The 24,113-nt window shown below is 70.0% G+C and carries 25 protein-coding genes; 14 read left to right on the top strand and 11 right to left on the bottom strand.

Features of this window, described 5'->3' with window-relative positions:
- Positions 1–148 precede the first annotated feature (148 nt).
- Positions 149–2,269, bottom strand: a complete 2,121-nt coding sequence (locus ABD285_RS11040) for a cell wall-binding repeat-containing protein (RefSeq protein ID WP_344202590.1) — start codon at positions 2,267–2,269, stop codon at positions 149–151.
- A 228-nt stretch (positions 2,270–2,497) separates the two neighbouring features.
- Here ABD285_RS11040 and sufB point away from each other — a divergent pair, with 228 nt between their 5' ends.
- The 7 genes from sufB (at position 2,498) to ABD285_RS11005 (ending at position 9,537) form a co-directional block, all read left to right on the top strand.
- Positions 2,498–3,916, top strand: coding sequence for a Fe-S cluster assembly protein SufB (gene sufB / locus ABD285_RS11035; protein ID WP_284255533.1), 1,419 nt, complete (start codon positions 2,498–2,500; stop codon positions 3,914–3,916).
- A 1-nt stretch (position 3,917) separates the two neighbouring features.
- Positions 3,918–5,075, top strand: a complete 1,158-nt coding sequence (sufD, locus tag ABD285_RS11030) for a Fe-S cluster assembly protein SufD (RefSeq protein WP_344202588.1) — start codon at positions 3,918–3,920, stop codon at positions 5,073–5,075.
- The gene (locus tag ABD285_RS11025) at positions 5,072–5,401 is read left to right on the top strand and encodes a non-heme iron oxygenase ferredoxin subunit (RefSeq protein WP_284255534.1); all 330 of its coding nucleotides are present in this window, start codon (positions 5,072–5,074) and stop codon (positions 5,399–5,401) included. Before sufD ends, ABD285_RS11025 begins: the two co-directional genes overlap by 4 nt.
- Positions 5,398–6,177, top strand: a complete 780-nt coding sequence (gene sufC, locus ABD285_RS11020) for a Fe-S cluster assembly ATPase SufC (RefSeq protein ID WP_344202586.1) — start codon at positions 5,398–5,400, stop codon at positions 6,175–6,177. Before ABD285_RS11025 ends, sufC begins: the two co-directional genes overlap by 4 nt.
- Before the next feature lie 2 nt (positions 6,178–6,179).
- Complete coding sequence (locus tag ABD285_RS11015) at positions 6,180–6,509, top strand: metal-sulfur cluster assembly factor (protein ID WP_284251884.1); 330 nt, start codon at positions 6,180–6,182, stop codon at positions 6,507–6,509.
- A 179-nt stretch (positions 6,510–6,688) separates the two neighbouring features.
- Positions 6,689–8,389, top strand: a complete 1,701-nt coding sequence (locus ABD285_RS11010; protein ID WP_344202584.1) for a sensor histidine kinase — start codon at positions 6,689–6,691, stop codon at positions 8,387–8,389.
- Positions 8,386–9,537, top strand: a complete 1,152-nt coding sequence (locus tag ABD285_RS11005) for a diguanylate cyclase (RefSeq protein ID WP_344202582.1) — start codon at positions 8,386–8,388, stop codon at positions 9,535–9,537. The genes ABD285_RS11010 and ABD285_RS11005 overlap by 4 nt, the downstream gene beginning before the upstream one ends.
- On the opposite strand, the gene ABD285_RS11000 is transcribed toward ABD285_RS11005, so the two are convergent.
- A complete protein-coding gene (locus ABD285_RS11000) occupies positions 9,534–10,139 on the bottom strand; it encodes a hypothetical protein (RefSeq protein ID WP_284251892.1) in 606 nt (201 codons plus the stop codon). The two genes, ABD285_RS11005 and ABD285_RS11000, sit on opposite strands and share 4 nt — an antisense overlap.
- Before the next feature lie 149 nt (positions 10,140–10,288).
- On the opposite strand from ABD285_RS11000, the gene ABD285_RS10995 reads away from it, so the two are divergent.
- Complete coding sequence (locus ABD285_RS10995) at positions 10,289–11,725, top strand: glycosyltransferase family 2 protein (RefSeq protein ID WP_284251893.1); 1,437 nt, start codon at positions 10,289–10,291, stop codon at positions 11,723–11,725.
- Positions 11,722–12,099 (top strand): hypothetical protein, encoded by a 378-nt coding sequence (locus tag ABD285_RS10990; protein WP_284251895.1) that lies wholly within the window; start codon positions 11,722–11,724, stop codon positions 12,097–12,099. Before ABD285_RS10995 ends, ABD285_RS10990 begins: the two co-directional genes overlap by 4 nt.
- Positions 12,100–12,227: 128 nt before the next feature.
- On the opposite strand, the gene ABD285_RS10985 is transcribed toward ABD285_RS10990, so the two are convergent.
- From ABD285_RS10985 to ABD285_RS10975, 3 genes are read right to left on the bottom strand one after another with little or no spacing between them, the layout of a single operon-like run.
- Complete coding sequence (locus ABD285_RS10985; protein ID WP_284251898.1) at positions 12,228–13,085, bottom strand: response regulator transcription factor; 858 nt, start codon at positions 13,083–13,085, stop codon at positions 12,228–12,230.
- Between the two features lies 1 nt (position 13,086).
- On the bottom strand, positions 13,087–14,055 hold the full coding sequence (locus ABD285_RS10980; protein WP_284251900.1) for a glycoside hydrolase family 6 protein: 969 nt from the start codon (positions 14,053–14,055) through the stop codon (positions 13,087–13,089).
- A 59-nt stretch (positions 14,056–14,114) separates the two neighbouring features.
- On the bottom strand, positions 14,115–14,723 hold the full coding sequence (locus tag ABD285_RS10975) for a biotin transporter BioY (protein ID WP_344202578.1): 609 nt from the start codon (positions 14,721–14,723) through the stop codon (positions 14,115–14,117).
- A 70-nt stretch (positions 14,724–14,793) separates the two neighbouring features.
- On the opposite strand from ABD285_RS10975, the gene ABD285_RS10970 reads away from it, so the two are divergent.
- Positions 14,794–16,392 (top strand): ABC-F family ATP-binding cassette domain-containing protein, encoded by a 1,599-nt coding sequence (locus ABD285_RS10970; RefSeq protein ID WP_284251906.1) that lies wholly within the window; start codon positions 14,794–14,796, stop codon positions 16,390–16,392.
- A 156-nt stretch (positions 16,393–16,548) separates the two neighbouring features.
- On the opposite strand, the gene ABD285_RS10965 is transcribed toward ABD285_RS10970, so the two are convergent.
- The 3 genes from ABD285_RS10965 to ABD285_RS10955 are packed head-to-tail and all read right to left on the bottom strand — an operon-like array spanning position 16,549 to position 17,884.
- A complete protein-coding gene (locus ABD285_RS10965) occupies positions 16,549–17,358 on the bottom strand; it encodes an SURF1 family cytochrome oxidase biogenesis protein (RefSeq protein ID WP_344202576.1) in 810 nt (269 codons plus the stop codon).
- Positions 17,355–17,588 (bottom strand): hypothetical protein, encoded by a 234-nt coding sequence (locus ABD285_RS10960; RefSeq protein ID WP_344202574.1) that lies wholly within the window; start codon positions 17,586–17,588, stop codon positions 17,355–17,357. The genes ABD285_RS10965 and ABD285_RS10960 overlap by 4 nt, the downstream gene beginning before the upstream one ends.
- Positions 17,585–17,884, bottom strand: a complete 300-nt coding sequence (locus tag ABD285_RS10955) for a DUF3099 domain-containing protein (protein WP_284251910.1) — start codon at positions 17,882–17,884, stop codon at positions 17,585–17,587. Before ABD285_RS10955 ends, ABD285_RS10960 begins: the two co-directional genes overlap by 4 nt.
- A gap of 138 nt (positions 17,885–18,022) precedes the next feature.
- Here ABD285_RS10955 and fabG point away from each other — a divergent pair, with 138 nt between their 5' ends.
- Positions 18,023–18,733 (top strand): 3-oxoacyl-ACP reductase FabG, encoded by a 711-nt coding sequence (gene fabG, locus ABD285_RS10950; protein WP_284251912.1) that lies wholly within the window; start codon positions 18,023–18,025, stop codon positions 18,731–18,733.
- Here the strand turns inward: fabG and ABD285_RS10945 are convergent.
- From ABD285_RS10945 to glgC, 3 genes are read right to left on the bottom strand one after another with little or no spacing between them, the layout of a single operon-like run.
- A complete protein-coding gene (locus ABD285_RS10945; RefSeq protein ID WP_284255536.1) occupies positions 18,730–19,821 on the bottom strand; it encodes a DUF4232 domain-containing protein in 1,092 nt (363 codons plus the stop codon). The two genes, fabG and ABD285_RS10945, sit on opposite strands and share 4 nt — an antisense overlap.
- A 10-nt stretch (positions 19,822–19,831) precedes the next feature.
- Positions 19,832–20,563 (bottom strand): phosphoserine phosphatase SerB, encoded by a 732-nt coding sequence (gene serB, locus ABD285_RS10940; protein WP_344203539.1) that lies wholly within the window; start codon positions 20,561–20,563, stop codon positions 19,832–19,834.
- Positions 20,493–21,731 (bottom strand): glucose-1-phosphate adenylyltransferase, encoded by a 1,239-nt coding sequence (gene glgC, locus ABD285_RS10935; protein WP_344202571.1) that lies wholly within the window; start codon positions 21,729–21,731, stop codon positions 20,493–20,495. The genes serB and glgC overlap by 71 nt, the downstream gene beginning before the upstream one ends.
- Before the next feature lie 32 nt (positions 21,732–21,763).
- Here glgC and glgA point away from each other — a divergent pair, with 32 nt between their 5' ends.
- The 3 genes from glgA to ABD285_RS10920 are packed head-to-tail and all read left to right on the top strand — an operon-like array spanning position 21,764 to position 24,078.
- Positions 21,764–22,969, top strand: a complete 1,206-nt coding sequence (gene glgA / locus ABD285_RS10930; RefSeq protein WP_344202569.1) for a glycogen synthase — start codon at positions 21,764–21,766, stop codon at positions 22,967–22,969.
- Between the two features lie 11 nt (positions 22,970–22,980).
- Positions 22,981–23,769 (top strand): ABC transporter ATP-binding protein, encoded by a 789-nt coding sequence (locus ABD285_RS10925; RefSeq protein WP_344202567.1) that lies wholly within the window; start codon positions 22,981–22,983, stop codon positions 23,767–23,769.
- Positions 23,770–23,829: 60 nt separating this feature from the next.
- Positions 23,830–24,078, top strand: coding sequence for a type B 50S ribosomal protein L31 (locus ABD285_RS10920; RefSeq protein ID WP_284251914.1), 249 nt, complete (start codon positions 23,830–23,832; stop codon positions 24,076–24,078).
- Positions 24,079–24,113 lie beyond the last annotated feature (35 nt).

Genomic DNA, 24,113 nt, shown 5'->3' with positions numbered 1-24,113 from the left:
CGAAATGACCCCATGGATCATCCCCGTCCCGGTGTCGGCGAACGCGGGCCCGGAAGGAACCACGACGGCAACCGCGATGACGAGCGCCGAAGTCAGGGCTGAGAGGGTGCGTGTCATGGATCCTCCACGAGGTCAGGTGGTCGCTCGGTCACGCGGGACAGGGTGTCATCGCCTCGACGCCGGAACCCAGCGAGACCTGCCCTCCGATGAGCCGGATGCTCTGCGCCGCCTGAGCGCGCACCCAGTACTCGACGCTCGCCGGCACACAGTTCGACTCAACCAGATCGATCGGAGCGCGGTCGTGGCCCGCAAGTGCCGCGGCCGAGAGGGCATCGGCGAAGTTCGTGCCCACCGCGAAGTAGACCAGATCAGTGTGTCGGAAGAAGGTGGCGCCCAACTGCGCGGCGTTGTCGTAACGCGTGGAGCCGCCGAAGACCGTCACATGGCTCGGGCCGACAATCCCCTCGAGATCCTCTTGGATCCCGAAGCTCAGGCTGGCCGGCCCGCCGACGATGTCGACGGAGGTCGTGTGCAGGTCATGCAGGAGCGCGGTGGTCGCGCTGTCCAAATGCGAGGCCAGCCCGTCGACGAGGATCACGGGAGCGCTTACCGATCCCGCTGCCGGCCCGGCGCTCAGGGCGTCCGGATAGTTGTTCCCCGTGGCGATGAAAACGGTCGGGGCGCCGTCGGTCCCGAAGGCCGAGCGGGCGACGTTGCGGGAGGCGGCGAAGCGGTCGACGCCGGCCAGGCGTGTCGCCTTGCCGCTCGCCCCCGTGACATAGGCATCGAGCTGATGGAGGACCGCCTCGTTCACCGACGCGGTCCCCCCGACCACGACGATCCGCTGGGGACGCAGCCGCGCGAGTTCAGCGGCGATCGGCGGGGGAATCGCCATCGGCGTCACGAGGAGGATGTCGCCGTCGTCCTTGATCGCGGCCGGGCCGGCAGACAGCGCATCGGGGAAGTTCAGTCCATCCGCGACGTAGACGACGGGGACGCCCGACGCGGGGATGACCGGGAAGCGCTCGTTCGAGACCGCTGCGGACACGGCGAATCGGTCGGATCCTCCGGTTCTCTGCATGTCGATGTTCCACGGCTGCGCCGTGATCGTGCCCAGATCCACGGTGTGGCCTGACGTGACCACGATGTCCGTCGCTCCATCGGCGAACTGTGCACCATCCCAGTACTGGGCACGGTTGGCATTGGTCTGATCGACCACCTGCAGTCGATACGTGCCCGCCGCGACCGCTGAGAAGCCGAACGCCGCGCTCGTATAGGAATCGAGCTCGTCGCCGTAGTCTCCGGTATCGGGATCCCGCCGGAGAAGTCTCACCTGCCACTGCGGGTCGCCGGCGCCGTGGACCTCACCGAGGATCTGCCCCCCGCGGACGACGGTCGCATCGATGCCGTCGAGCACCTCGCCCTCGGAGACGGTGACATTGGGCGGGTCGTAGAAGCCTCCGCCTCCGTAGCACGTGAGATCGACGTAGTTCTGCTCTTGAAAGCAGATCGTGTAGCTGTCGGCCCAAAGCCCGTAGAAGTCGTAGCGCCCGTTGACGATCGGCGCCGAGATCTCTCCGCCCTTGTGATTCCAGGCCCATGCCACGCCATCCGGCAGGGGGGATGCGACCCCGTTCTCGACGTAGGAGACCGTGCCACCGATGTTGGTCGACCGCGCGAGGGTACGGGACTGGTCGACGAGATCGACGCCTTCCACGACTGTCAGCCCTCCCCATTGCTGCGAGGACCAGCGGTCGGGTGGATCGACCAGGAGGGAGTAGCTGCCGGGCGGCACGTCGCTGACCTGCCAGGTCTGGCTCGCGGCATCGAACGAGGCGGGGATCTTGAACGTGGCCGGCGAGGTGCGCCAGAAGAGCGTCACCGTCGTCGTCGCGTCGAGGGGGCCGTCGATGCCGGTGACGGCGCCACTGACGGTGGCGCCCCGAACGAGGCGCACGTTGACCTCTCGGGCGGCGCCGGCGGTGAGGACAACGTCGGGGCCGGTCGGCCCGAACGATCCGTCCCACCTCTCATGACGGACGATCTTCGACGTCCCCCCGTAGTCAAAGGTCAGATCGAACGACCCTGCGGCAAGACCCGAGAAGAGATACCTGCCGTGCACGTCCGTCTGCTGACTCGAGACTCGGCCGAGCGTGACGGTCACCGGTCCGTCCAGCGTCGAACCGTCTGGCGCCGTCACGACACCATAAATCGAACCGGTGCCAGCGTCGGCTGTCGCACTCGCAGCCCCGGACATCGCGCCCGCCATGGCGAGGCACAGGACGGCCAGTGCGCTGATGAGAGCCCGGATGCGAGACACCTTCACTCCTGACGTGGATGAAGAAAAGTTAGCACTCGCACGGCGCGGTGACGGCCGGCTTCTCGGCGCAGCCGGAGGAGCGCCCTGTAGGATCGTGGACAGATCGAACGCAATGGCGCGTGCCACGAATGCCGGTCCGAGCGGAATGGTTCGCAGCGGCAGAGAGAAGGTAACCCCATGTCCGACGTGCTCATCGATCGTCCCGAGCTGGCCGGTCTCGGCCAGTATGAATTCGGCTGGTCCGACTCCGACGCCGCCGGCGCCGCCGCGCGGCGAGGCCTGAGCGACGAGGTCGTCCGGAACATCTCCGCGCTCAAGAACGAGCCCGAGTGGATGCTCAAGAACCGCCTCAAGGCGCTCAAGATCTTCGGCATGAAGCCGATGCCGACCTGGGGAGCCGACCTCACCGGGATCGACTTCGACAACATCAAGTACTTCGTGCGGTCGACCGAGAAGCAGGCCACCAGCTGGGAAGAGCTGCCCGACGACATCAAGGCCACCTACGAGAAGCTCGGGATCCCGGAGGCCGAGCGGCAGCGCCTCGTCGCCGGCGTCGCGGCCCAGTACGAGTCCGAGGTCGTGTATCACCAGATCCGTGAGGATCTCGAGAAGCAGGGCGTGATCTTCCTCGACACCGACACGGCCCTGAAGGAGCACCCGGAGCTCTTCAAGGAGCACTTCGGCACGGTGATCCCGGCCGGCGACAACAAGTTCGCGGCGCTCAACACGTCGGTGTGGTCAGGCGGATCGTTCGTCTACGTGCCGCCCGGCGTGCACGTCGAGATCCCGCTGCAGGCCTACTTCCGGATCAACACCGAGAACATGGGCCAGTTCGAGCGGACCCTCATCATCGCCGACGAGGGCTCGTACGTGCACTACATCGAGGGCTGCACGGCGCCCATCTACAAGTCGGACTCGCTGCACTCGGCCGTCGTCGAGATCGTCGTCAAGAAGAACGCGCGCGTGCGCTACACGACGATCCAGAACTGGTCGAACAACGTCTACAACCTCGTGACCAAGCGTGCGATCGCACACGAGGGCGCCACCATGGAGTGGATCGACGGCAACATCGGCTCCAAGGTGACGATGAAGTACCCGTCGATCTATCTGGTGGGGGAGCACGCCAAGGGCGAGACCCTCTCGGTCGCCTTCGCGGGACCGGGCCAGCATCAGGACGCGGGCGCGAAGATGATCCACATGGCGCCGTACACGACATCGTCGATCGTCTCGAAGTCGATCGCCCGAGGCGGAGGCCGCGCCGGTTACCGGGGCGAGGTCCGCGTCACCGAGGGGGCCCATCACGCCGCCAACACGGTGCGGTGCGACGCACTGCTGGTCGACACGATCTCGCGCTCCGACACCTACCCGGCCATCGACATCCGGGTGGATGACGTGCAGCTCGGCCACGAGGCGACCGTCTCGCGGGTGAGCGAGGAGCAGCTGTTCTACCTGCAGTCCCGCGGCATGCCCGAGGACGAGGCGATGGCGATGATCGTGCGCGGCTTCATCGAGCCGATCGCGCGCGAGCTGCCCATGGAGTACGCGCTCGAGCTCAACAAGCTCATCGAGATGAGCATGGAAGGCAGCGTCGGCTGACGTGAGCACGTACACCGAGACCGAGCCCACCTTCCTGGCCCCGGTCCAGACCCGTTCGGAGCGCTTCAAGAGCTTCGAGCATGCCGACTTCGCCGAGGTCACCGGCTTCGAGGCGGAGTGGAAGCTCACCCCGGTCGATCGCGTTCGCACCCTCATCGACGGCGAGCTCGACGGATCGCCGTACCCCGTGCTGTACCCGGAGGTCGCCGGCACGACCGTCGAGTGGATCGATCGCACCGACACCCGGATCGGCTCCGCCGGCCAGCCGGAGGAGCGCGCGGCCGCGAACGCCTGGACGGCCTTCGAGAAGGCGCTGCACATCGGGGTCCAGGGGGAGGTCGCCGACGCGCTGACCGTCACCCGGGCGCAGCTCGGCGACACCCCGCGAGCCGCGCACGTGCTGATCACGGCCGCCGCGCAGTCGCGCGCGCTGGTCGTGCTCGACAGCCGCGGGCCGGCCGCCGTGACCGAGAACGTCGAGATCATCCTCGACGAGGGCGCCGACCTCACGGTCGTCAGCCTGCAGGAATGGGACGACGACGCGCTGCACCTCTCGAGCCAGTTCGCGCGGGTGGGCAAGGACGCGCGATTGAAGCACATCGTGGTGTCGCTCGGCGGGGCGGTCGTGCGGGTTAACCCCTCGACGCACCTCGCGGGCGAGGGCTCGGAGGCCGAACTGCTCGGGGTCTACTTCGCCGACGCGCATCAGCACCTCGAGCAGCGCGTGTACGTGCATCACGATGCTCCGCACTCGCGCAGCCGGGTCACCTACAAGGGCGCGCTCAACGGCGACGGCGCACGCACGGTGTGGGTCGGCGACGTGCTCATCGGCCCCCGGGCGACGGGCACCGACAGCTACGAGCAGAACCGCAACCTCGTGCTGAGCGAAGGCACCCGAGCGGACTCGATCCCCAACCTCGAGATCGAGACCGGCGACATCGTCGGCGCGGGGCACGCGAGTGCCACCGGTCGCTTCGACGACGAGCACCTGTTCTACCTGCAGGCACGCGGCATCCCCGAGGACGAGGCGCGCCGCCTCGTCGTGCTCGGCTTTCTCAGCGAGATCGTGCAGCGCATCGGCGAACCGGCTCTGGAGGCGCGGTTGCTCGAGGCGCTCGTCGCGGAGCTGGAGGGGGCTCGGACGGTGGCGGCGTCGTGAGCCGGGAGCGCGCGTGCTCGGTCGCCGAGCTCGAACCGGACACGGCCAAGCGCGTCGTGCTGGGCGGGGTACCTATCGCCGTCGTCAAGGACTCGGCGGGCGCGATCCACGCGATCGGCGACACCTGCACCCACGGCGACATCTCGCTGAGCGAGGGATTCGTCGAGGACGACACCCTGGAGTGCTGGGCCCACGGCTCGCAGTTCTCCCTCCTGAGCGGCAAGCCGCTCAGCCTGCCGGCCTATGAGCCGGTCCCCGTCTTCGTCGTCGAGATCGACGGCGACGACGTGTACATCGACCCGGACGTGAAGAAGGACATCGCATGAGCACCCTCGAGATCAAGGACCTCAAGGTCTCGATCGAGACCGATCAGGGCACCAAGCACATCCTCAAGGGCGTCGACCTGACGATCCGGCAGGGCGAGATCCACGCGGTGATGGGCCCCAACGGCTCCGGCAAGTCGACCCTCGCCTACACGATCGCCGGACACCCGCGGTACAAGGTGGAGGGCGGCTCGATCACGCTGGACGGGCAGGACGTGCTCGCGATGACGGTCGACGCCCGCGCGCGCGCGGGGCTGTTCCTCGCGATGCAGTACCCGGTCGAGATCCCCGGGGTCGCGGTGTCGAACTTCCTGCGCACCGCCAAGACCGCGATCGACGGGGAGGCCCCCGCGATCCGCGGGTGGGCAGGCACGGTCACGCAGGCGATGAAGAACCTGCGGATGGACAGCTCGTTCGCGTCGCGCAACGTCAACGAGGGGTTCTCGGGCGGCGAGAAGAAGCGCCACGAGATCCTGCAGCTCGAGCTGCTGAAGCCGAGCTTCGCGGTGCTCGACGAGACCGACTCCGGTCTCGACGTCGACGCGCTCAAGATCGTGTCGGAGGGCGTCAACCGGGCGCATGAGACCACGAACCTCGGCATCCTGCTCATCACGCACTACACGCGGATCCTGCGCTACATCCACCCGGATTTCGTGCACGTCTTCGTCGACGGTCGCGTCGCCGAGGAGGGGGGCCCCGAGCTCGCCGAGCGGCTCGAGGACGAGGGTTACGACAGGTATCTGAACGACGGGGCCGCGCTGGCCGGGGAGCAGGCGTAGCCATGCCGACCGCACTGTCGCCCGCGCTCTTCGACCAGGTCGAGGAAGGTCTCAAGGACGTCATCGATCCCGAGCTGGGCGTCAACGTCGTCGACCTCGGCCTCATCTACGACCTGGCCTGGGACGACGAGAACGACGCGCTCATCATCTCCATGACCCTCACCTCGGCGGGGTGCCCTCTGACGGACGTCCTCGAGGAGCAGACCGGCCAGGCGCTGGACGGCATCGTCGAGCGATTCCGGATCAACTGGGTGTGGATGCCGCCGTGGGGCCCCGAGCGGATCACCGACGACGGCCGAGACATGATGAGAGCGATCGGCTTCAGCATCTGACGACGAAGTCGGCAGATGTCGGGCGCCGATGGCGGCCGACCGATCGCTCCTGCGACAGCAGGTAGCGGCTTCAGCATCTGACGGCGAACGCGGGGAGCTCGGAGTCCGGTCCGCCCCCGTTCTGGCCCCACCCCTTCTGGGACCTCGGATCGCTCCGTCCGCCCCGATAACCTGAGTCCATGTCGGCGGGGGAGCGACGCGCCCCGTCGCGGCCGCGATCGCGCGCGGCTGCGACGGCGATCCTGGCGAGCCAGATGCTGGTCTCCGCCGCGGTCCTCGTCGTGGTCGTCGCGATCGTCGTCTTCGCACCGGAGGCCCTCACCCAGCCCGCGATCTTCGCCGGCATCGGCCTCGTCTTCGTGCTCACCGGCGTCGCGGCGATGGTGCCGTGGGACCTGATCTCGCGACAGTGGCGGGTGCTGATGCCGGTGCTGAACATCCTGGCGATCGGCGCGATCCGCGCGGCCGAGCCGCAACTGGGCTCCGGTCTCATGATGGTCTTCCCGGTGATCTGGCTGGCCAGGTCGTTCGCGCTGGTCGAGGTGGTCGGCGGCACGAGCCTGGCGGTCGCCATGATCTGGATCAGTCGCGCTCTCTCGCCGACCCCCCTGGTCGTCAACGACTTCGCCTCCGTCGTGCTCCTTCCCATCACGCTCGGTTTCGTCTCGACCACGGTGTACGTCGCGGCGCGGCGCTCGCGCGCGCAGTCGGTGCTGCTGCGGCAGCATTCGCAGCTCATCGAGAACGCGCTGGAGCGAGCGCGCCAGCAGCAGCGGCTGCTCGACGAGGTGCTCAACACCGTCGACTTCGGCGTGCTGGCCTTCGACCGGAACGGCCAGGTCACCTTCGTCAACCGCACGCAGCGCCGGTGGCTCGATGAGTTCGGCGAGCCCAAGACCGTGTTCGTGCATCGCGTCGTCTATCAGGCGGACCGAGCCACCCCCTATCCGCAGCAGAACCGTCCGTTCGCCCGCGCCCTTGCGGGGCAGGAGTTCGACGGCCTCGTCATCTGGGTGGGCGACCCCGGCGGGCGCCGCGCCGCCTACTCAGTGGGATCGCGGGCGCTGCGTGACGCCCGCGGCGAATACCGCGGCGGCGTGGTCGTCGTCAAGGACGTCACCCGGGAGCTCGACGCCGTCCGGGCGCGGGACGATCTGGTGGGCTCGGTGACGCACGAGCTGCGCTCTCCGCTCACCTCGATCCTCGGGTATCTCGACCTCGTCCGCGACGCCGACCTCGACGACGAGACGCTCGAGCAGGTCGACGTGGCCGCGAGCAACGCCGAGCGACTGCTCGTGCTCGTCAACGACCTGCTGCGCGCCGCGAGCGACGCGGACAAGAACCTGCCGATGTCGTTCGTACGAGCCGACGTGGCGGAGATCGCCCGGGAGTCCGTCGCGTCGCAGCGCATCTTCGCCGAGGACCGCGAGGTCGAGCTCGAGCTCGATGTCCCGGCGTCCGCGACGGCGACGATCGATCCGGTGCGCATCCGGCAGGTGGTCGACAACCTCGTCACGAACGCCATCAAGTACAACCGCGAGTGGGGAACGGTCCAGGTGTCGGTGCGCGAGACCGGCCCCGCGATCACCCTGGAGGTCCGCGACACCGGCCAGGGCATCCCGGACATCGACCTCGCCCGCATCTTCGACCGCTTCTATCGCACCAAGTCGGCCCGCAACTCCACGACCGGCGGCACCGGGCTCGGCCTGGCCATCACGCGCGAGATCGTCCAGCGACATGGCGGCGACCTGTCGGTGGAGAGCGAGCTGGGGCTCGGCAGCACCTTCCGCGTCCGGATTCCGACCGAGCACGTCGCGCCGGATGCGCCAGATCGAGCCATCTCGGCATCCTCGATCGCCCGCCATGGAAAGGCAGCATGAAGCTCGACATCACCACCGTCGCCGCCGTCAGCGGGTTCATCGTGATCCTGTGCGGTGTGACGTTCGTGCTGAATACGACCCTGCGCCGCAACGACGCCGTGGGCCGGATCTGGAGCGTCGCGTTCGTGGCAGGCATCCTCGAGACGCTCGCGTACACGATCGAGGGGCTGCAGCCGTCGGCCTGGTGGGCGATCGCCGTCGGCAACGGGGCCTTCGTGCTCGCGATCGGGATGCTGTGGTCGGGCCACCGTGCCGCGAACGGACGTCGGCCGCTCACCGCGGTGCCGCTCGGCGTCGCGGCACTCGTCGCCGCCGCGGTGCTCGCGCGGGGGGCGTCCGCCGGCATGTGGGCCGGCGCGGTCGAGATGTTCGTCGCGGCCGCGGTGCTCGCCGGCCTCGGATTCATCGAGACCCTCCGCGGGTGGCTCAGACGCAGCCTCAACGCCCGGATCGTCGGCATCGCGAGCCTCGTCATGGCGCTGTACTACGCCGCCCGCGCGGTGCTGCTGCCGCTGCTGGGCCCCTCGGACGCGGTCTTCTCCACGGGATTCGGACCGGCGGAGGCCACCCTCGTGAACCTCGGCCTGATCGTCCTCGGGACGGTGAGCCTCTCCATGCTCCAGATGGAACGCTTCCGGCGCCCTGGGCTGAACATCCCATCCGACTCGGAAGCCGACGGACTGCTCGCCGATGACCGATTCCGGACCCTGGCGGAGGTCTGGCTGCGCCGGGCGATGCGCGACCAGACGACGATCGCGCTCGTGCTGGTCGAGCTCGCCAACATCGACGAGATCAACCTGGCCTTCGGGCGCGGGCTGGGGGACCACGCCATCCGGGTCATGGGACGGCTGGCGCTCGGCGACGCTCCCGCCGCGTCGCTGGTCGGACGGCTGAGCCGCCGGCGGTTCGCCGTGCTGTTCCCGATGGACGACGAGGACGACGCGCGCGTCGTCGCCGAGCGCATCAACGGAGACGCTCTCACCTCGCCGATCGACGACGCGGACCGGTTCCGTGTCGCGACCTACATCGGCATCACCTCGACGCGAGCCGCCGGATCGCGCTACGACGAACTGCTCGAGACCGCCGAAGCCGTGCTCGACCTCGCGATCGACTCCGGCCGCCCCGGCACGATCGAGTACGCGGCCTAACGCGCCGGGAAGGTCACGGTGACGCTGTCCGACGCGGTCTCCTTGGCGTACGTCGACGAGCTGGCCCCGGTCTGCAGCAGCAGCTCGTAGACGATCGAGAAGGTCGCCGAGGTGGCCGACGGGGCGACGGGTGGCACGACGAAGGTCTGCGAGTAGCTGAACGGCTGCTTGATGAAGTACCCCGGCGGCACCGTCGACTGGTCGACCTGCGCCGCGGGAGCCGGGAGGGCCCCCTTCGGACCCCGCACCGTCGTCGTCATGGTCACCTTGCTCAGATACACGCCCTGGCCCACGTCGGTGCCGAGCGAGGCGACCGCGGTGAGGCTCAGCGGCTTGTTCGCGTCGGCGTACCACCGGCCGATGTCGAGGGTCGAGAAGTAGGTGACGTCGAGCGTGATGTCGCCCGCCTTGAGGGTCCGCTTCGTGGAACCCGTCTGCAGGTCGTTGTGGACGACGACGATCCGGGTCGACGTCGGCGACGGTGTCGCGCCTCCGGTCGCCGCTCCGCTTTGATCCCAGGGCGGTGTTCCGCACGCGGCGAGCGCCAGCACGAGCGCCGAGCCAGCGGCGACCACGACGATCCCACGTCCCGTCCGCGTCATCCGGCACCCCCGTCCACGACCCCGCTGCGACTTGATCCGATCTTGAGGTGATCTTGCCGGGGACCAGGCCCGGTCCTTGAGGTCGCTGCTGAACACTGACTGTAGCGGCCAGGGACAGACCCGGAACCGCGACACGGGGGATGACAGACATGACGGACACCATCGCGGCGCCCAAGGCGTACGTGACGCGGGTCGAGCCCGACGCCGACAACGACTTCATCGCCTCCGTCGAGGCTCTCAGCGTCCAGCGCGCCACCATCGGCTGCATCATCCCGGCCTACAACGAGGGGGAATCGATCGCCCAGGTGCTGGAGTCGCTGCTCGCGCAGTCACGCGTTCCCGACATGATCCACGTGGTCGTGAACAACACCACGGATGACACCGTCGCCATCGCGAGCGCCTACGCCGGCCCGCACCGCGTCGTCAACGCCGCACGCGAGCAGTTCACCGAGGTCTTCGTCCACGACATCGGCAAGAACCCCGACAAGAAGGTCGGCGCACTCAACTACGGCTTCGAGCTCGTCGAAGGCTGCGACTACCTGCTCGGCGTGGACGGCGACACGGTCGCCGACGCCGACGCGGTGCAACGCCTCGAGGAGGAGATCGTCAGCGACACGCGCATCGGCGGCATCTCGGCGATCTACACGATCGACGACACCCGGATGTCCGGCATGGCGGGCTTCCTGGTCGCCGGCCAGCGCGCCCAGTTCGCGGCCTTCAACATGCAGAACATGCTGCGCGGACGCAACATGGCGGTCCTCGGCGGTCAGTTCTCGATCTTCTCGATGAAGGCCCTGCACCAGGCCATGATCGACAACCACCAGTCCACGCCGTGGGTCAAGGACAGCGAGGTCGAGGACTCGCTCCTCTCGCTGCAGATCAAGAGCGCCGGATATCTCACCAAGATCAGCGCCCGCGCCCGCGCCGACGTCGGCGGCATGACCACGCTGCGCGGCCTCGATGCCCAGCAGGTCAAGTGGAACTTCGGAGCGATCGAGCTCATGTGGCCCGGTCAGCGCGGCGACACGAAGGGCCAGCCACTGCATCCGAACCTCCGCCTGCGCTGGCTCGAGAACCTGTCGATGCTCATCAACGGCGTCACGCGTCTGCTGTTCGTCCTGCTGCTGGTGGGGTCGCTGTCGATCCACGCGTTCGTGTTCGAGCCGATCTGGCTGATCGCGCCGGCCGTCGCGATCCTGCTCAACCTGCGCATCGCGCTGTCCATGCACCGGCGCGACGCGAAGGACATCCTGTTCGCCGCGCTGTTCGTCCCGTCGGAGATCTACATGTGGATCCGGCTGGGCCACTTCGTGCGGGCGTGGAGCAAGTTCCTCAGTCGCAAGCAGGTCGACAACTGGGCCGCCCAGGCCAAGGCGGAGCGCGGCTCCGGCAGCGCGTTCATCGCGCCGGCGGTCATCGCCGTGCTCGTCATGGCCGTGCTCGTGCTCGGGTGGTTCCTGCTGCCGGTGATCATCCAGTCGTCGATCCTCTGGGTCGGCTGGCCGATCCTGGGGGTCATCACCGCCGTCCAGACGGTCGGGATGCTGTTCAAGCTCCTGCGCCGCCAGCGCGGATACCGGGTGTGACCGCCATGACCTACATGCACATCGACGAGGCGATCGTCGTGCGACTCCTGCGGGAGCTCGCGGGCGACGTCCCGGCCGGCGTGCGCTTCCTGACCGACTTCGTTCGGGCGTGGGAGGGCCGGGTCGCCCGGCTCCTCGACGCGGCCGAACGACGTGACCCCGAGGACGTGACCACCGTGTTGCTGAGCGTTCGCACTGCGAGCGGGATGCTGGGAGCCACGGCTCTGTCTTCGGCCGCGAGCGATCTGGAGCACCGGATCGCCGCAACCCACCAGGTGGACGGACCCGCCGTCCGGCGACTCGTGGAGGTGGGCACCGCCTCCTGCCACGAACTGGCCGACCTGGCCCACCGACTGGAGGCTGCGCCCGCCTGAGAACCCGATCCGTTCGCCGCGACCCCCGACGCGGCCCGCCGAATCTAGACGGCGGTGACGACTTCCATCCCCCTGGGTCGTCGGACGGAGCTCAGGCGGGGCGGCCTCCCGTCAGCGTCCTCCGGACGTCAGTCGTCGGCGGCGGTGAGGCGGTATCCGACGCCGCGCACGGTCTCGATCCAGCGTGGCGTGGCGGAGCTCTCACCGATCTTCTTGCGCAGGTTGCCCATGTGCACCTCGATGCCGCGCTTATCCGCCTCGCTCACGAAGTGGCTCGTCACGTAGCTCTCGCCGCGCAGCAGGAGCGCCAGATCCGCCTTCGTGCGCACCCGCCGACCCGACTGCATGAGCGCGGCGAGCAGCTCGAACTCCGACCGGGTCAGCGGGATCTCCTCGTCGTCCACGCGCACGATATGCATCGGCAGGTTGAGCCGGAGGCCGTTGTGCTCGATCCAGCCCTCTGCATCGTCCCGCACAGCCGATCCCGACGCGACGGGCGTCCCGTCGGTCTCGGCGCCCGGCTGCACCGGTTCGGTCGACGCGTCGTCAGCGGGGGAGAGCGCGGAGGATCCGGCGACCGAGGCCGGGTCGTCGGGGGAACCGAGCGTCCGCGGACGCCGCAGCATCGCCTCGATCCGAGCGCGCAGTTCGCGGGGCCGGAACGGCTTGGTGATGTAGTCGTCGGCGCCCGCCTCCAGCCCCTGCAGGGTGTCGATCTCCTCGTCGAGAGCGGTGAGCATCACGATGTAGGTGGAGCTGAAGGCCCGGATCCGCTTCGCGGTCTCGAAGCCGTCGATCCCGGGCATGTTGACGTCGAGGGTCGTGACGGTCGGGCTGAACGCGCGCACCGCCTCGATCCCGTCCAGCCCGTTCGACCGGGCGACGACCTCGAATCCGCCCTGGGTGAGGACGGTCTCGAGCAGGTTGCGGATGTCGTCGTCGTCCTCGATCACCACTGCCACCCGACGTGCGTCGCGTTCGGCCATCTCAGTCTCCTCCTGCGATGAGCGCTCGCGCGCCATCCGGCCACCATCGCCCGGCCGCCGGACCGCCGTTGCAGGCGCCGTCGCTCTCGCCCGGGTTCTTGACCCACAGCGTCGCATCCAGGTGCGTTCGATCCTCGACGACGCGCGGCGGGTCGCCGAGCCCGCGACCGGGCGGATTGCACCACGCCTGGTCGGGCGCGGGCCCGTTGCCGTTGCGCGAGGTGTCGATCACGTAGTGCGCGCCGCCCAGCGCGGCGCTGATGGCCTCGTCGTACCTGCGCTCCGCGGCGGTCGTCTCGAAGTTGGAGACGTTGCTCGCGAACCCGCGCACCCGGTCGACCCCGGCATCCCGGAGCAGGCCAGCCATGAGCGCGGGATCGAGCCAGCCGGAGTGACCCGCGTCCAGATAGACGACGGCGCCCGTCGGGGCGAGCAGACCGACCGCGTCGCGCAGCTGCGCCACCCGCGCCGACCGATCGTGGCACTCGGCGGTGAGGGCGAGCGCATCCGGTTCGACGACGACGAGGGTCTGCGCCGTCAGCGAGCGTGCGATGGCCCGGAGCCAATCGCGGTATGCGGCGTCATCCGCCGTTCCGCCGGCGGACTCCTGCGCCTGGCAATCGCGGTGCGGGATGCCGTAGACGACGAACACGGGCCACTCGCCTCCGCGCCGGGCGGCATCCACGATCCCACCGACGTATCCGCCCACCTCGGACGCACCATGCGCCTCCGGGGTCAGCCAGATCGCGGCGGGCTCACGGCCGATCGGGCCGAAGGAGGGATCGCGACGGGCGGCGAGCGCCGCGCTCGAGGCGGGATCGACGTAGAACCGCGCCTCATGCAGCGGATTGGCGGAGGTCGCGCGCGGCACCGTCGCGGAGAAGACCGCGACGCCGGCGAGCCCGAGGAGAACGGCCGTCAGCACGCCGATGACGAGGCCGACCGCGACCCGACGGGGCGTCTCGGTCATGCCGTCGCCCTCGTCACGCCGAAGCGCCCACCGTGCACCGCCCCCCCCCCGTAGGTCGCTCAGGCCGAGCGATGGTTCTCGGCGCGGTCGCTCATCCTCCAGGCGAGGGGCAGGATCACCCCGGCGACCGCGGCCTTGATGGCGTCGCCGAGCAGGAAGACCAGGAGCCCGTTCTGGAGCGTGAAGCCGACCGGGTCGGCCTGGTGCACGCCGACGGTCAGGTAGAGCCAGGGCAGTCCGAACAGGTACATGACGGCGGAGCCGGCCAGGAAGGCGACGACGGTGCCGTACCAACGGCGGTCCCAGCGGCGCGCGGCGAGCCAGCCCACCAGTCCGGCCGCGAACAGGAACCCGACGATGTACCCCCCGGAGGCCAGTGCGAACAGACTGCCGTGGGCGCCGCCCGTGAAGATCGGCAGTCCGGCCACACCGAGCACGAGATACAGCGCCATCGACAGCGCGCCGCGCACCGGCCCGAGGGCCGCACCCACGAACAGGACCGCGAACGTCTGACCCGTGATGGGTACCGGCCACAACGGAATCGCGACCTGCGCCAGCAGCGCGACGAGGCCGGTTCCGCCGACCACGAAGATCGCGCTCGTGATCCACGACCGAGGGACCACGCGATCGGCGAGGACGGGACGGCGGACGGGCGCTGCGATGGTCATGCGGCTAGGCTAGCGGGCTGGCCCACGTCGGCCTCATCAACCCTCCCCACCAAAGAACCGGAGTCCTTCTGTGCTCGCCGTGCACGACCTCGAGATCCGCATCGGGGCACGTCTGCTCATGGAGGACGTGACGTTCCGCGTAGACAAGGGCGACAAGGTCGGCCTCGTCGGCCGCAACGGCGCGGGCAAGACGACGCTCACCAAGGCGCTGGCCGGCGAGGCCCAGCCCACGGGCGGCACGATCTCCCGCAGCGGTGAGATCGGGTACCTGCCGCAGGATCCGCGGTCGGGTGATCCGGAGGACACCGCACGCACCCGCATCCTCGACGCGCGCGGCCTCGGGCGCCTGGTGACCGACCTCCGCACCGCGAGTCTGGCGATGGCCAACCCGGATCCGGCGGTCAGCGAGGCGGCCATGGCGCGCTACAGCAGGCTCGACGATCGCTTCGTCGCGCTCGGCGGGTATGCGGCCGAGGCCGAGGCGGCCGCGATCGCGTCGAACCTCGCGCTGCCGGACCGGATCCTCGACCAGCAGCTCAAGACCCTCTCCGGAGGCCAGCGGCGCCGCATCGAGCTCGCGCGCATCCTGTTCTCCGGCGCCGAGACGATGATCCTCGACGAGCCCACCAACCACCTCGACGCCGACTCCGTCGTCTGGCTGCGCGAGTTCCTCAAGGGCTACCAGGGCGGCGTCATCGTGATCAGCCACGACGTCGACCTCGTCGAGGAGACGGTCAACAAGGTGTTCTACCTCGACGCCAATCGCGCCGTTCTCGACGTGTACAACATGGGCTGGAAGCACTACCTGCGCCAGCGCGAGGCCGATGAGGAGCGCCGCAAGAAGGAACGCGCCAACGCCGAGAAGAAGGCGACCGCGCTGCAGCTGCAGGCGGCGCGATTCGGCGCCAAGGCGACCAAGGCGGCGGCCGCGCATCAGATGGTCGCGCGCGCCGAACGGCTGCTGGCCGGCCTCGAGGAGGTGCGCGCGGTGGATCGGGTGGCGAAGCTGCGCTTCCCCGACCCGGTCGCGTGCGGGCGCACGCCGCTCACGGCATCCGACCTCTCGAAGTCGTACGGATCGCTCGAGATCTTCACCGCGGTCGACCTGGCCATCGACCGCGGGTCCAAGGTCGTCGTGCTGGGGCTGAACGGTGCGGGCAAGACCACCCTGCTGCGGATCCTCGCCGGCATCGACCGGCCGGACACCGGCGCGGTCGAACAGGGGCACGGGCTGCGGATCGGGTACTACGCCCAGGAGCACGAGACCATCGACGTGAACCGCACCGTCATCCAGAACATGATGAGCGCCTCGCCGCAGCTCACCGAGACCGAGGCGCGCAAGGTGCTCGGTTCGTTCCTGTTCACCGGGGATGACGGCCACAAGCCCGCCGGCGTCCTCTCCGGCGGCGAGAAGACCCGTCTCGCGCTCGCGATGATCGTCGTGTCGGGCGCGAACGTGCTGCTCCTCGACGAGCCGACCAACAACCTCGACCCGGCGTCGCGCGAGGAGATCCTCGGCGCGCTGGCCGGCTACACGGGCGCCGTCGTGCTCGTCTCGCACGACGAGGGCGCGGTGGAGGCGCTCAACCCGGAGCGTGTGCTGATCATGCCCGACGGGGTCGAGGACCACTGGAACCCCGACTACGCCGACCTCATTTCTGTGAGTTAGCGCGCCGCCGCTCCTGCGGCGCGCGGCCGCTGCGCGGGACGAGCGCGGTCGCCCCGCTTCGCTGGGTCAGTTAGCGCGCCGCCGCTCCTGCGGCGCGCGGCCGCTACGCGGGACGAGCGCGGTCGCCCCGCTTCGCTGGGTCAGTTAGCGCGCCAGCTAGTCCGGGTTGCGGTCGAGGACCGCGTCCTCGTAGTCGGCGTCGTGCGAGGGGCGGCGCGACCGCAGGGCGACCGCGCGCTCCTCGGCCGACATGGCGCCGAGGCGCTTCTCGCGGCGGTAGGCCCAGACCAGGCCCACGACGGCGAGCAGCGCGAACACGATCCACTGGATCGCGTAGGAGAGGAACGGCCCCGGATCGGCCACCGGCTCGGGCTCCGCGACGGGCCGGCTCGTCGCGGGGGGATCCTCGCGCGTCATCGTGCCGTACGCGCCCGTGTACGTGTCCGCGCCGGTTGCGCGGGCGATCTGAGGCAGATCGATCGAGGCGATCTGGCCCCGCGGCGAGGTGCGGCCGGGCAGGTCGGGCTCGCTCTGCTGCAGCCGCACGACGACCGACACGTCACCGGACGGCGGCGCGGGCACCTGCGGCACATCGCCCCGCGCGGGAATCGGGAGCCAGCCGCGGTCGACGACGAAGATCCGGCCGTCGGGCAGGCGCAGCGGCACCAGCACCTCGAATCCGGGGTTGTCGTTGCGCGCACGATCGCGTACGAGCAGCTGCTGGCCGGGCAGGTACCGCCCGTGCAGCGTCACCTCGCGCCACTCCAGGTCGTGCCGCCAGGAGTCGAGGCTCGGCAGCGCCTGGTCGACCGGCACGGCGGGCTTGGACCAGTTGATCGAGATGAGCGTGTTCTCGGCCGTCCGCTCGGCGTTGCGCGACCACTGCCACCAGGAGAGGACGCCGCAGGCGATCGAGAAGACGACGACGAGGGCGACGTAGCCGCCCCAGCGTCGGATGCCGCTCACGCGCGATCCGGCACGACGTCAGCCACGACGTCGAGCGCGGTCACGACCACCGGGAACCCGCGCGAGGCGAGGTACCCCTCGAGGTGGTCGCGGTGGGCGTCGCAGGCCAGCCAGACCTTGACGCGGTCGGGGGAGTGCAGGCGGGGATTGCGCCAATTGACCCGCCAGGACGCCGGCTCCCGGCATCCCGCGCTCGAGCACTGGGTGGGCGCCTCGCCGCCGCCGATCACCGCATGTCCTCGTGCTGGCCGCCGGCGCCCGCGCCCGACCCCACCGGCACGATCCCGCCGGGTCGCTCCACAGCGGCAGCGCGGTCGGTGTGCACGTTGTTCGCGATGACCACCGCGAAGTAGGGCAACGCCGCGGCCGCGATCGCGGGGATGAGGCGCCACCAGCCCGGGACGAACAGCACCGCGATCAGGCAGATCACCCGGACGGTCATCGCCACCGCGTACTTGATCATCCGCATGTGCCGCTCGTGATCCGGCGACGGCGGCAGCTCGGTGATCGAGACGGTCTTGGCCATGGGCTTGAGCGTTAGCCTACGCTCGCGCGCTGGAGCTCAGAGCGGAGGTCCTTTCGGACCTCCGCCGCGACGCCAGCGCCGACGGCCGTCTCGGCCGTCGGTTCCGGGCCGGGTTCCTCGGCTCTAGGCTGGCTCACCGTGACCACACCTCGCACCGTGCTCGTGACCGGCGGCAACCGTGGTATCGGCCGCGCCATCGCGGCGGAGTTCGTCGCCCAGGGTCACCGCGTCGCGGTGACTGCGCGCTCCGGCGAGGGTCCGGAGGGTGCACTCACCGTTCGCGCCGACGTCACCGACGGCGCATCCCTGGATGCCGCGTTCGCCGAGGTGGAGAAGCAGCTCGGCCCCGTCGAGGTGGTCGTCGCCAATGCCGGCATCACCCGGGACACGCTCGTGCTGCGGATGAGCGACGAGGACTTCGACACGGTCGTCGACACCAACCTCGGCGGCGCGTTCCGCGTCGTCAAGCGCGCCTCGAAGGGCATGCTCAAGGCGCGGTTCGGGCGGGTGATCCTGATCTCGAGCATCGTCGGCCTGTACGGCAGCCCCGGCCAGGTCAACTACGCCTCGTCGAAGGCCGCCCTCGTCGGCATGGCGCGTTCGCTCACCCGCGAACTCGGGGCGCGCGGCATCACGGCGAACGTGGTGGCGCCCGGCTTCATCGAGAGCGACATGACCGCCGAGCTTCCCGCGGATCAGCAGGCGGAGTACATCAAGACCGTGCCGGCCGGACGGCCCGGACGCGCCGAGGAGGTCGCGAAGGCGGTCGCCTGGCTCGCGTCCGACGACGCCGGCTACATCTCCGGAGCCGTCATCCCCGTCGACGGCGGCCTCGGGATGGGGCACTAGCCCGACGTCGCCGGCGCCGCGTGCCAGGCCTGCACCGTGACCGAGGTGCCCTGCACGACGTCGAAGGCGCCCGACGGGATGCTCAGCTCGCGCCCGCCCGCGTCGATCCGGAGCACCAGCTCGCGCGCGAGGGTCGGATCACCGGATCCGGCGCCGGCATCCCATCCGATGGTCGCGAGGGCGGTCGCGTCGGGCGCCAGAGTGACCGGCGTCGCGCCCGGGTCGGGGTCCATGAACGAGCGGCCCGGCGCCACGGAGGCCGCGACCGCACGGCCCCGCGCGTCCCGGAAGCCGACGGCCGGATAGCCGTCGAGGGTGCACGTCGCGGTGGAGGAGTTGCGGATCTCGATCGCGAAGTGCCGGTGCCCGAGCGCAGCGTCGCCCCCCGTGGACGCGAGCACGAGTGCGTCCGGCGGGCAGGTCGTCGACGCGAGGGCATAGACGTTATGGGGCAGCGGTGCCGGGGAGAAGGTGACGGGCGGAGACGGCGTGGGGGAGGGCGTGGCCGGCGGCGAGGCGGCGGCGTCGAGCGCGGCGAAACGCAACGGCCCGCCGACCCCGGCGGCGACCCCCGTGACGAGGGCGGCGACGAGAGCGACGGCCCCCGTCGCGATCCCGGCCGCCCGCAGCGGACCGCGGTCGCGCGACCACCCGGCGACGAGGGCGGGCGCCCATCCGAGCACCAGCCCCCACGCCTGCGTGCCGAGATCGCGGGCCACGTCGGCGGCGGGATAGGACACGCCGAGTCGCGGCGTCTCGCCGATGATCGTTCCGACGCCCATGACCGCACCGACGATCAGGGACCCGACCGCGGCGGCCAGCCAGACGACCGGCAGGCGCGCACCGCCGCGGGTCAGCAGGGCGGCGCCGGCGATCAGCGCGCCCAGCAGCACCGCCCCGGCTCCCACCGTGATCTGCGGCCAGGGCACCGGCAGCTCGCCGATCCGCGCCAGCGGACCGGGCACGATGACCTGCTCGAGCCAGCCGAGCGGCCGGGCGCCGATCGGCACGGTGCCGAGAAGCGCGGTCGCCACCCAGAGGACCGCCGTCAGCACGCCCGCGGCGATCGCCCGTCCGACGGTGATCACGTGCGGCCCATCAGCGCAGCCCCATCAGCGGCAGCAGCCGCGAGAGGTCGCGGTCGTCGAGCAGCACGTCGGCGACGTCGCGCACCGGCGCCTTCGCATCGAACCCGATCGACAGGCCGCACAGCGCCATCATCGGCAGGTCGTTGGCGCCGTCGCCGACCGCGAGAGTCTGATGCAACGGGATGCCCGCCGCGCCCGCCCACTCGCGCAAAGCGTCGGCCTTGGCGGTGGCATCCACGATGGGCGGGATCACCCCACCCGTCAGGCGGCCGCCCGCGACCTCGAGTCGGTTGGCCCGCCAGTGGTCGAGCCCGAGCCGGGCTGCGAGCGGATCGATGACCTCGTGAAATCCCCCGGAGACCACGGCGACGAGGCCGCCGGCGCCCTGCACGGCCGCGATGAGCTCCGGAACCCCGCCGGTCACGCGCACCCGTGAGGCCACCCGGTCGATCGCGGCCTCCTCGAGTCCGGCGAGCGTCGCGACCCGTTGCCGCAGCGAGTCGGCGAAGTCGAGCTCCCCGTTCATCGCGCGGAAGGTCACGTCGGCGACGGCATCCAGCGAGCCGGCCTCCTCGGCGAGCAGCTCGATGACCTCGTCCTCGATCAGCGTGGAGTCGACGTCGAGGACGACGAGGAAGCGCGACATGCGTTCCTCTCGTAGTCGGGACGGGCTACTCGACCAGGATGCCCTTGCCGACGACCGTGATGCCGCTCTGGGTGACGGTGAAGCCGCGCGCGAGATCCGCCTCGCGATCCACGCCGACGGTCGCCCCGGGGCTCACCACGACGCCCTTGTCGAGGATAGCGCGACGCACGATCGCGCCCTCGCCGATCTGGGAGCGCTCGAACACGACGGTGTCCGTCACGACCGCCCCCGACTCGATCGACACCCAGGTGCCGAGCACGGAGCGCTCGAGGTGGGCTCCGGAGACGACGCAGCCGAGCGAGACGATCGAGTCGATGACCTCGCCGAGCGCGCCCCGGCTGTCCCGCACGAACTTGGCCGGCGGCGAGTTGAGCTGCGACGAGAAGATCGGCCACTGCTCGTTGTAGAGGTTGAAGATCGGCAGTGCCGAGATCAGGTCCTGATGGGCGTCGAAGAACGAGTCGATGGTGCCGACGTCGCGCCAGTAGAAGCGATCGCGCACCGTCGATCCCGGTACCTCGTTGCGGTTGAGGTCGTACACCCCCGCGTCGCCGCGCTGCACGAAATCGGGGATGATGTCGCCGCCCATGTCGTGGTTCGAGTCGGCGCGCAGCCCGTCTCTCTGCACCGCGTCGATGAGCACGTCGGCGTCGAAGACGTAGTTGCCCATGGAGGCGAGGACCTGATCGGCTGCGTCGGGGAGGCCCACCGGGTCCTCCGGCTTCTCGAGGAACGCGCGGATGTGATCCGGCCGCGTCGGGTCGACGTCGATCACCCCGAACTGGTTCGCGAGCTCGATCGGCTGGCGGATCGCCGCCACCGTCACGCCGCTGCCCGACTCGACGTGCGCCTCGATCATCTGGCTGAAGTCCATGCGGTACACGTGATCCGCGCCGACGACCACGACGATGTCGGGCTTCTCGTCGCGCAGCAGGTTGAGGCTCTGCAGGATCGCGTCGGCCGACCCGGAGAACCAGCGCTTGCCCAGTCGCTGCTGCGCGGGCACGGAGGCGACGTAGGCGCCGAGCATCGGGGGCAGTCGCCAGGTCGTCGAGACGTGGCGGTCGAGCGAATGCGACTTGTACTGGGTCAGCACGACGATCTGCCGCAGCCCCGAGTTGACGAGGTTGGAGAGGGCGAAGTCGATGAGACGGTAGCCCCCGCCGAACGGGACCGCGGGCTTGGCCCGGTCGGCCGTCAACGGCATCAGGCGCTTGCCCTCGCCGCCGGCGAGAACGATCCCGAAGATCTTCTTCGACGCCACGACCCCACAGTAAGGCCGGATACCCTTCCCAGGTGCGCGTCGATGTCCTCACCCGTGAATATCCACCGGAGGTTTACGGCGGAGCCGGCGTGCACGTCGCCGAGCTGGTGCGCGCTCTCCGACTCGACATCGATACGGTCGTGCGCTGCTTCGGCGCGCCGCGCGACGAGCCGCACACCTACGCCTACCTGGTGCCGCCGCAGCTGATCGGTGCCAACCCGGCGCTCGCGACGCTCGGCATCGACCTCCAGATGGCCCAGGATGCCGGCGACGCCGACCTCGTGCATTCGCACACCTGGTACGCGAACTCCGCGGGGCGCATCGCGCAGCTGCTGCACGGCATCCCGCATGTCGTCACCGCGCACAGCCTCGAGCCGCTGCGGCCGTGGAAGGCGGAGCAGCTCGGAGGCGGTTACCGGGTGTCGAGCTGGATCGAGCGCGGCGCGTTCGACGCGGCCGACGCCGTGATCGCGGTGAGCGCGGGCATGCGCGGCGACATCCTGCGCAGCTACCCCGAGGTGGACCCGGCCCGCGTGCGCGTCGTGCACAACGGCGTCGACCCGCAGCTCTGGCACCGCGATGAGGATCCCGAGGCGGCACGCGCTCTGGGGCTCGATCCCGATCGCCCGAGCGTCCTGTTCGTCGGGCGCATCACCCGTCAGAAGGGCCTGCCCTATCTGCTCCGCGCCGCGCGCAGCCTGCCGCCCGAGGTGCAGCTCGTGCTGTGCGCGGGTGCCCCCGACACGCCGGAGATCCTCGCCGAGGTGACCGCGGGGGTCGAGGCGCTGCAGGCGGAACGCACCGGCGTGGTGTGGATCGACCGGATGCTGCAGCGCCGCGAGCTGGCCGTGCTGCACTCCGCGGCGACGACGTTCGTGTGCCCCTCGATCTACGAGCCGCTGGGCATCGTGAATCTCGAGGCGATGGCGTGCGGCGCCCCCGTGGTGGGCACCGCCACCGGGGGGATCCCCGAGGTGGTGGACGACGGCGTCACCGGCCGGCTGGTGCCCATCGAGCAGGCCGATGACGGCAGCGGCACACCGCTGGACCCCGACCGCTTCGTCGCGGACCTCGCGACCGCACTCACCGAGGTCGTGGCCGACCCGGCGTCGGCGCGGCGCATGGGCGAGGCCGGCCGGCGGCGCGTCGAGTCGGAGTTCAGCTGGACGACCATCGCCGAGCGCACCCGTGCGATCTACGACGAGGTGCTCGGAGCCGGGGCGACCACCACCGCTTAGGCTGGCTGATCATGCCCCCCGTGCTCGGCCTCCACGATCTCACCGTCGTCCGCGACGGCAAGTCCATCCTCGACGACGTGTCGTGGGAGGTGGAGCCGGATCAGCGCTGGGTCGTGCTCGGCCCGAACGGCGCGGGCAAGACCACGCTGCTGCAGATCGTGTCGGCGAACGTGCACCCGAGCTCCGGCTCCGCGACGATCCTCGGCGAGACGCTCGGCCGGGTCGACGTGTTCGACCTGCGGCCGCGGATCGGGTTCGCCTCGACGGCGCTCGCCCGACGCATCCCGGCGAACGAGGCGGTGCTGGATGTCGTGATGACGGCGGCCTATTCGGTGACCGGGCGGTGGAACGAGGAGTACGACGACGTCGACCTGCGCCGGGCGCGCCGCGTGCTCGCCGAGTGGCGGCTCGAGCACCTCGAGGGGCGTCTGTTCGGCACGCTCAGCGATGGCGAGCAGAAGCGGGTGCAGATCGCCCGCTCCGTGATGACGGATCCCGAGCTGCTGCTGCTCGACGAGCCGGCGGCCTCGCTCGACCTCGGAGCGCGCGAGGAGCTGCTGCAGCTGCTCGGCGCCTATGCCACGGCCCCGCAGAGCCCCGCCATGATCATGGTCACCCACCACGTCGAGGAGATCCCGCCCGGTTTCACGCACGCGCTGCTGCTGGCCGACGGCCGCATCCGCGCCGCCGGTCCGATCGCCGAGATCCTCACCGAGGAGCACCTGAGCGAGGCATTCGGCGTCCCGCTCGTCGTCGCGACGAGCGAGGACGGCCGCTTCTCGGCTCGCGCCCGCTCGTAGTAGACTCATCCTTCGGCCGTTCGGCCCGTACGCTTTCCATCTCCATCCCGAGGTATCGCCATGAAGTCCGAGATCCACCCCGAGTACGCTCCGGTCGTCTTCCGCGACCTGGCCAGCGGTGAGACGTTCCTCACCCGCTCGACCGTCACGAGCGAGAAGACCATCGAGCTGGACGGCGAGACCTACCCGGTCATCGACGTCGAGATCTCGTCGGCGTCGCACCCGTTCTACACGGGCAAGCAGCGCATCCTCGACAGCGCCGGCCGCGTCGAGAAGTTCAACTCGCGTTACAAGGGCTTCGGCAAGTAACCGCCCGCGCCGGGCTCCGCGCCTGGCGCCCCGCC

The sequence above is a fragment of the Pseudolysinimonas kribbensis genome (genome assembly GCF_039531715.1).
In the GTDB taxonomy this organism is placed as follows: domain Bacteria; phylum Actinomycetota; class Actinomycetes; order Actinomycetales; family Microbacteriaceae; genus Pseudolysinimonas; species Pseudolysinimonas kribbensis.
This window is presented reverse-complemented; position numbering and strand designations above follow the sequence as displayed.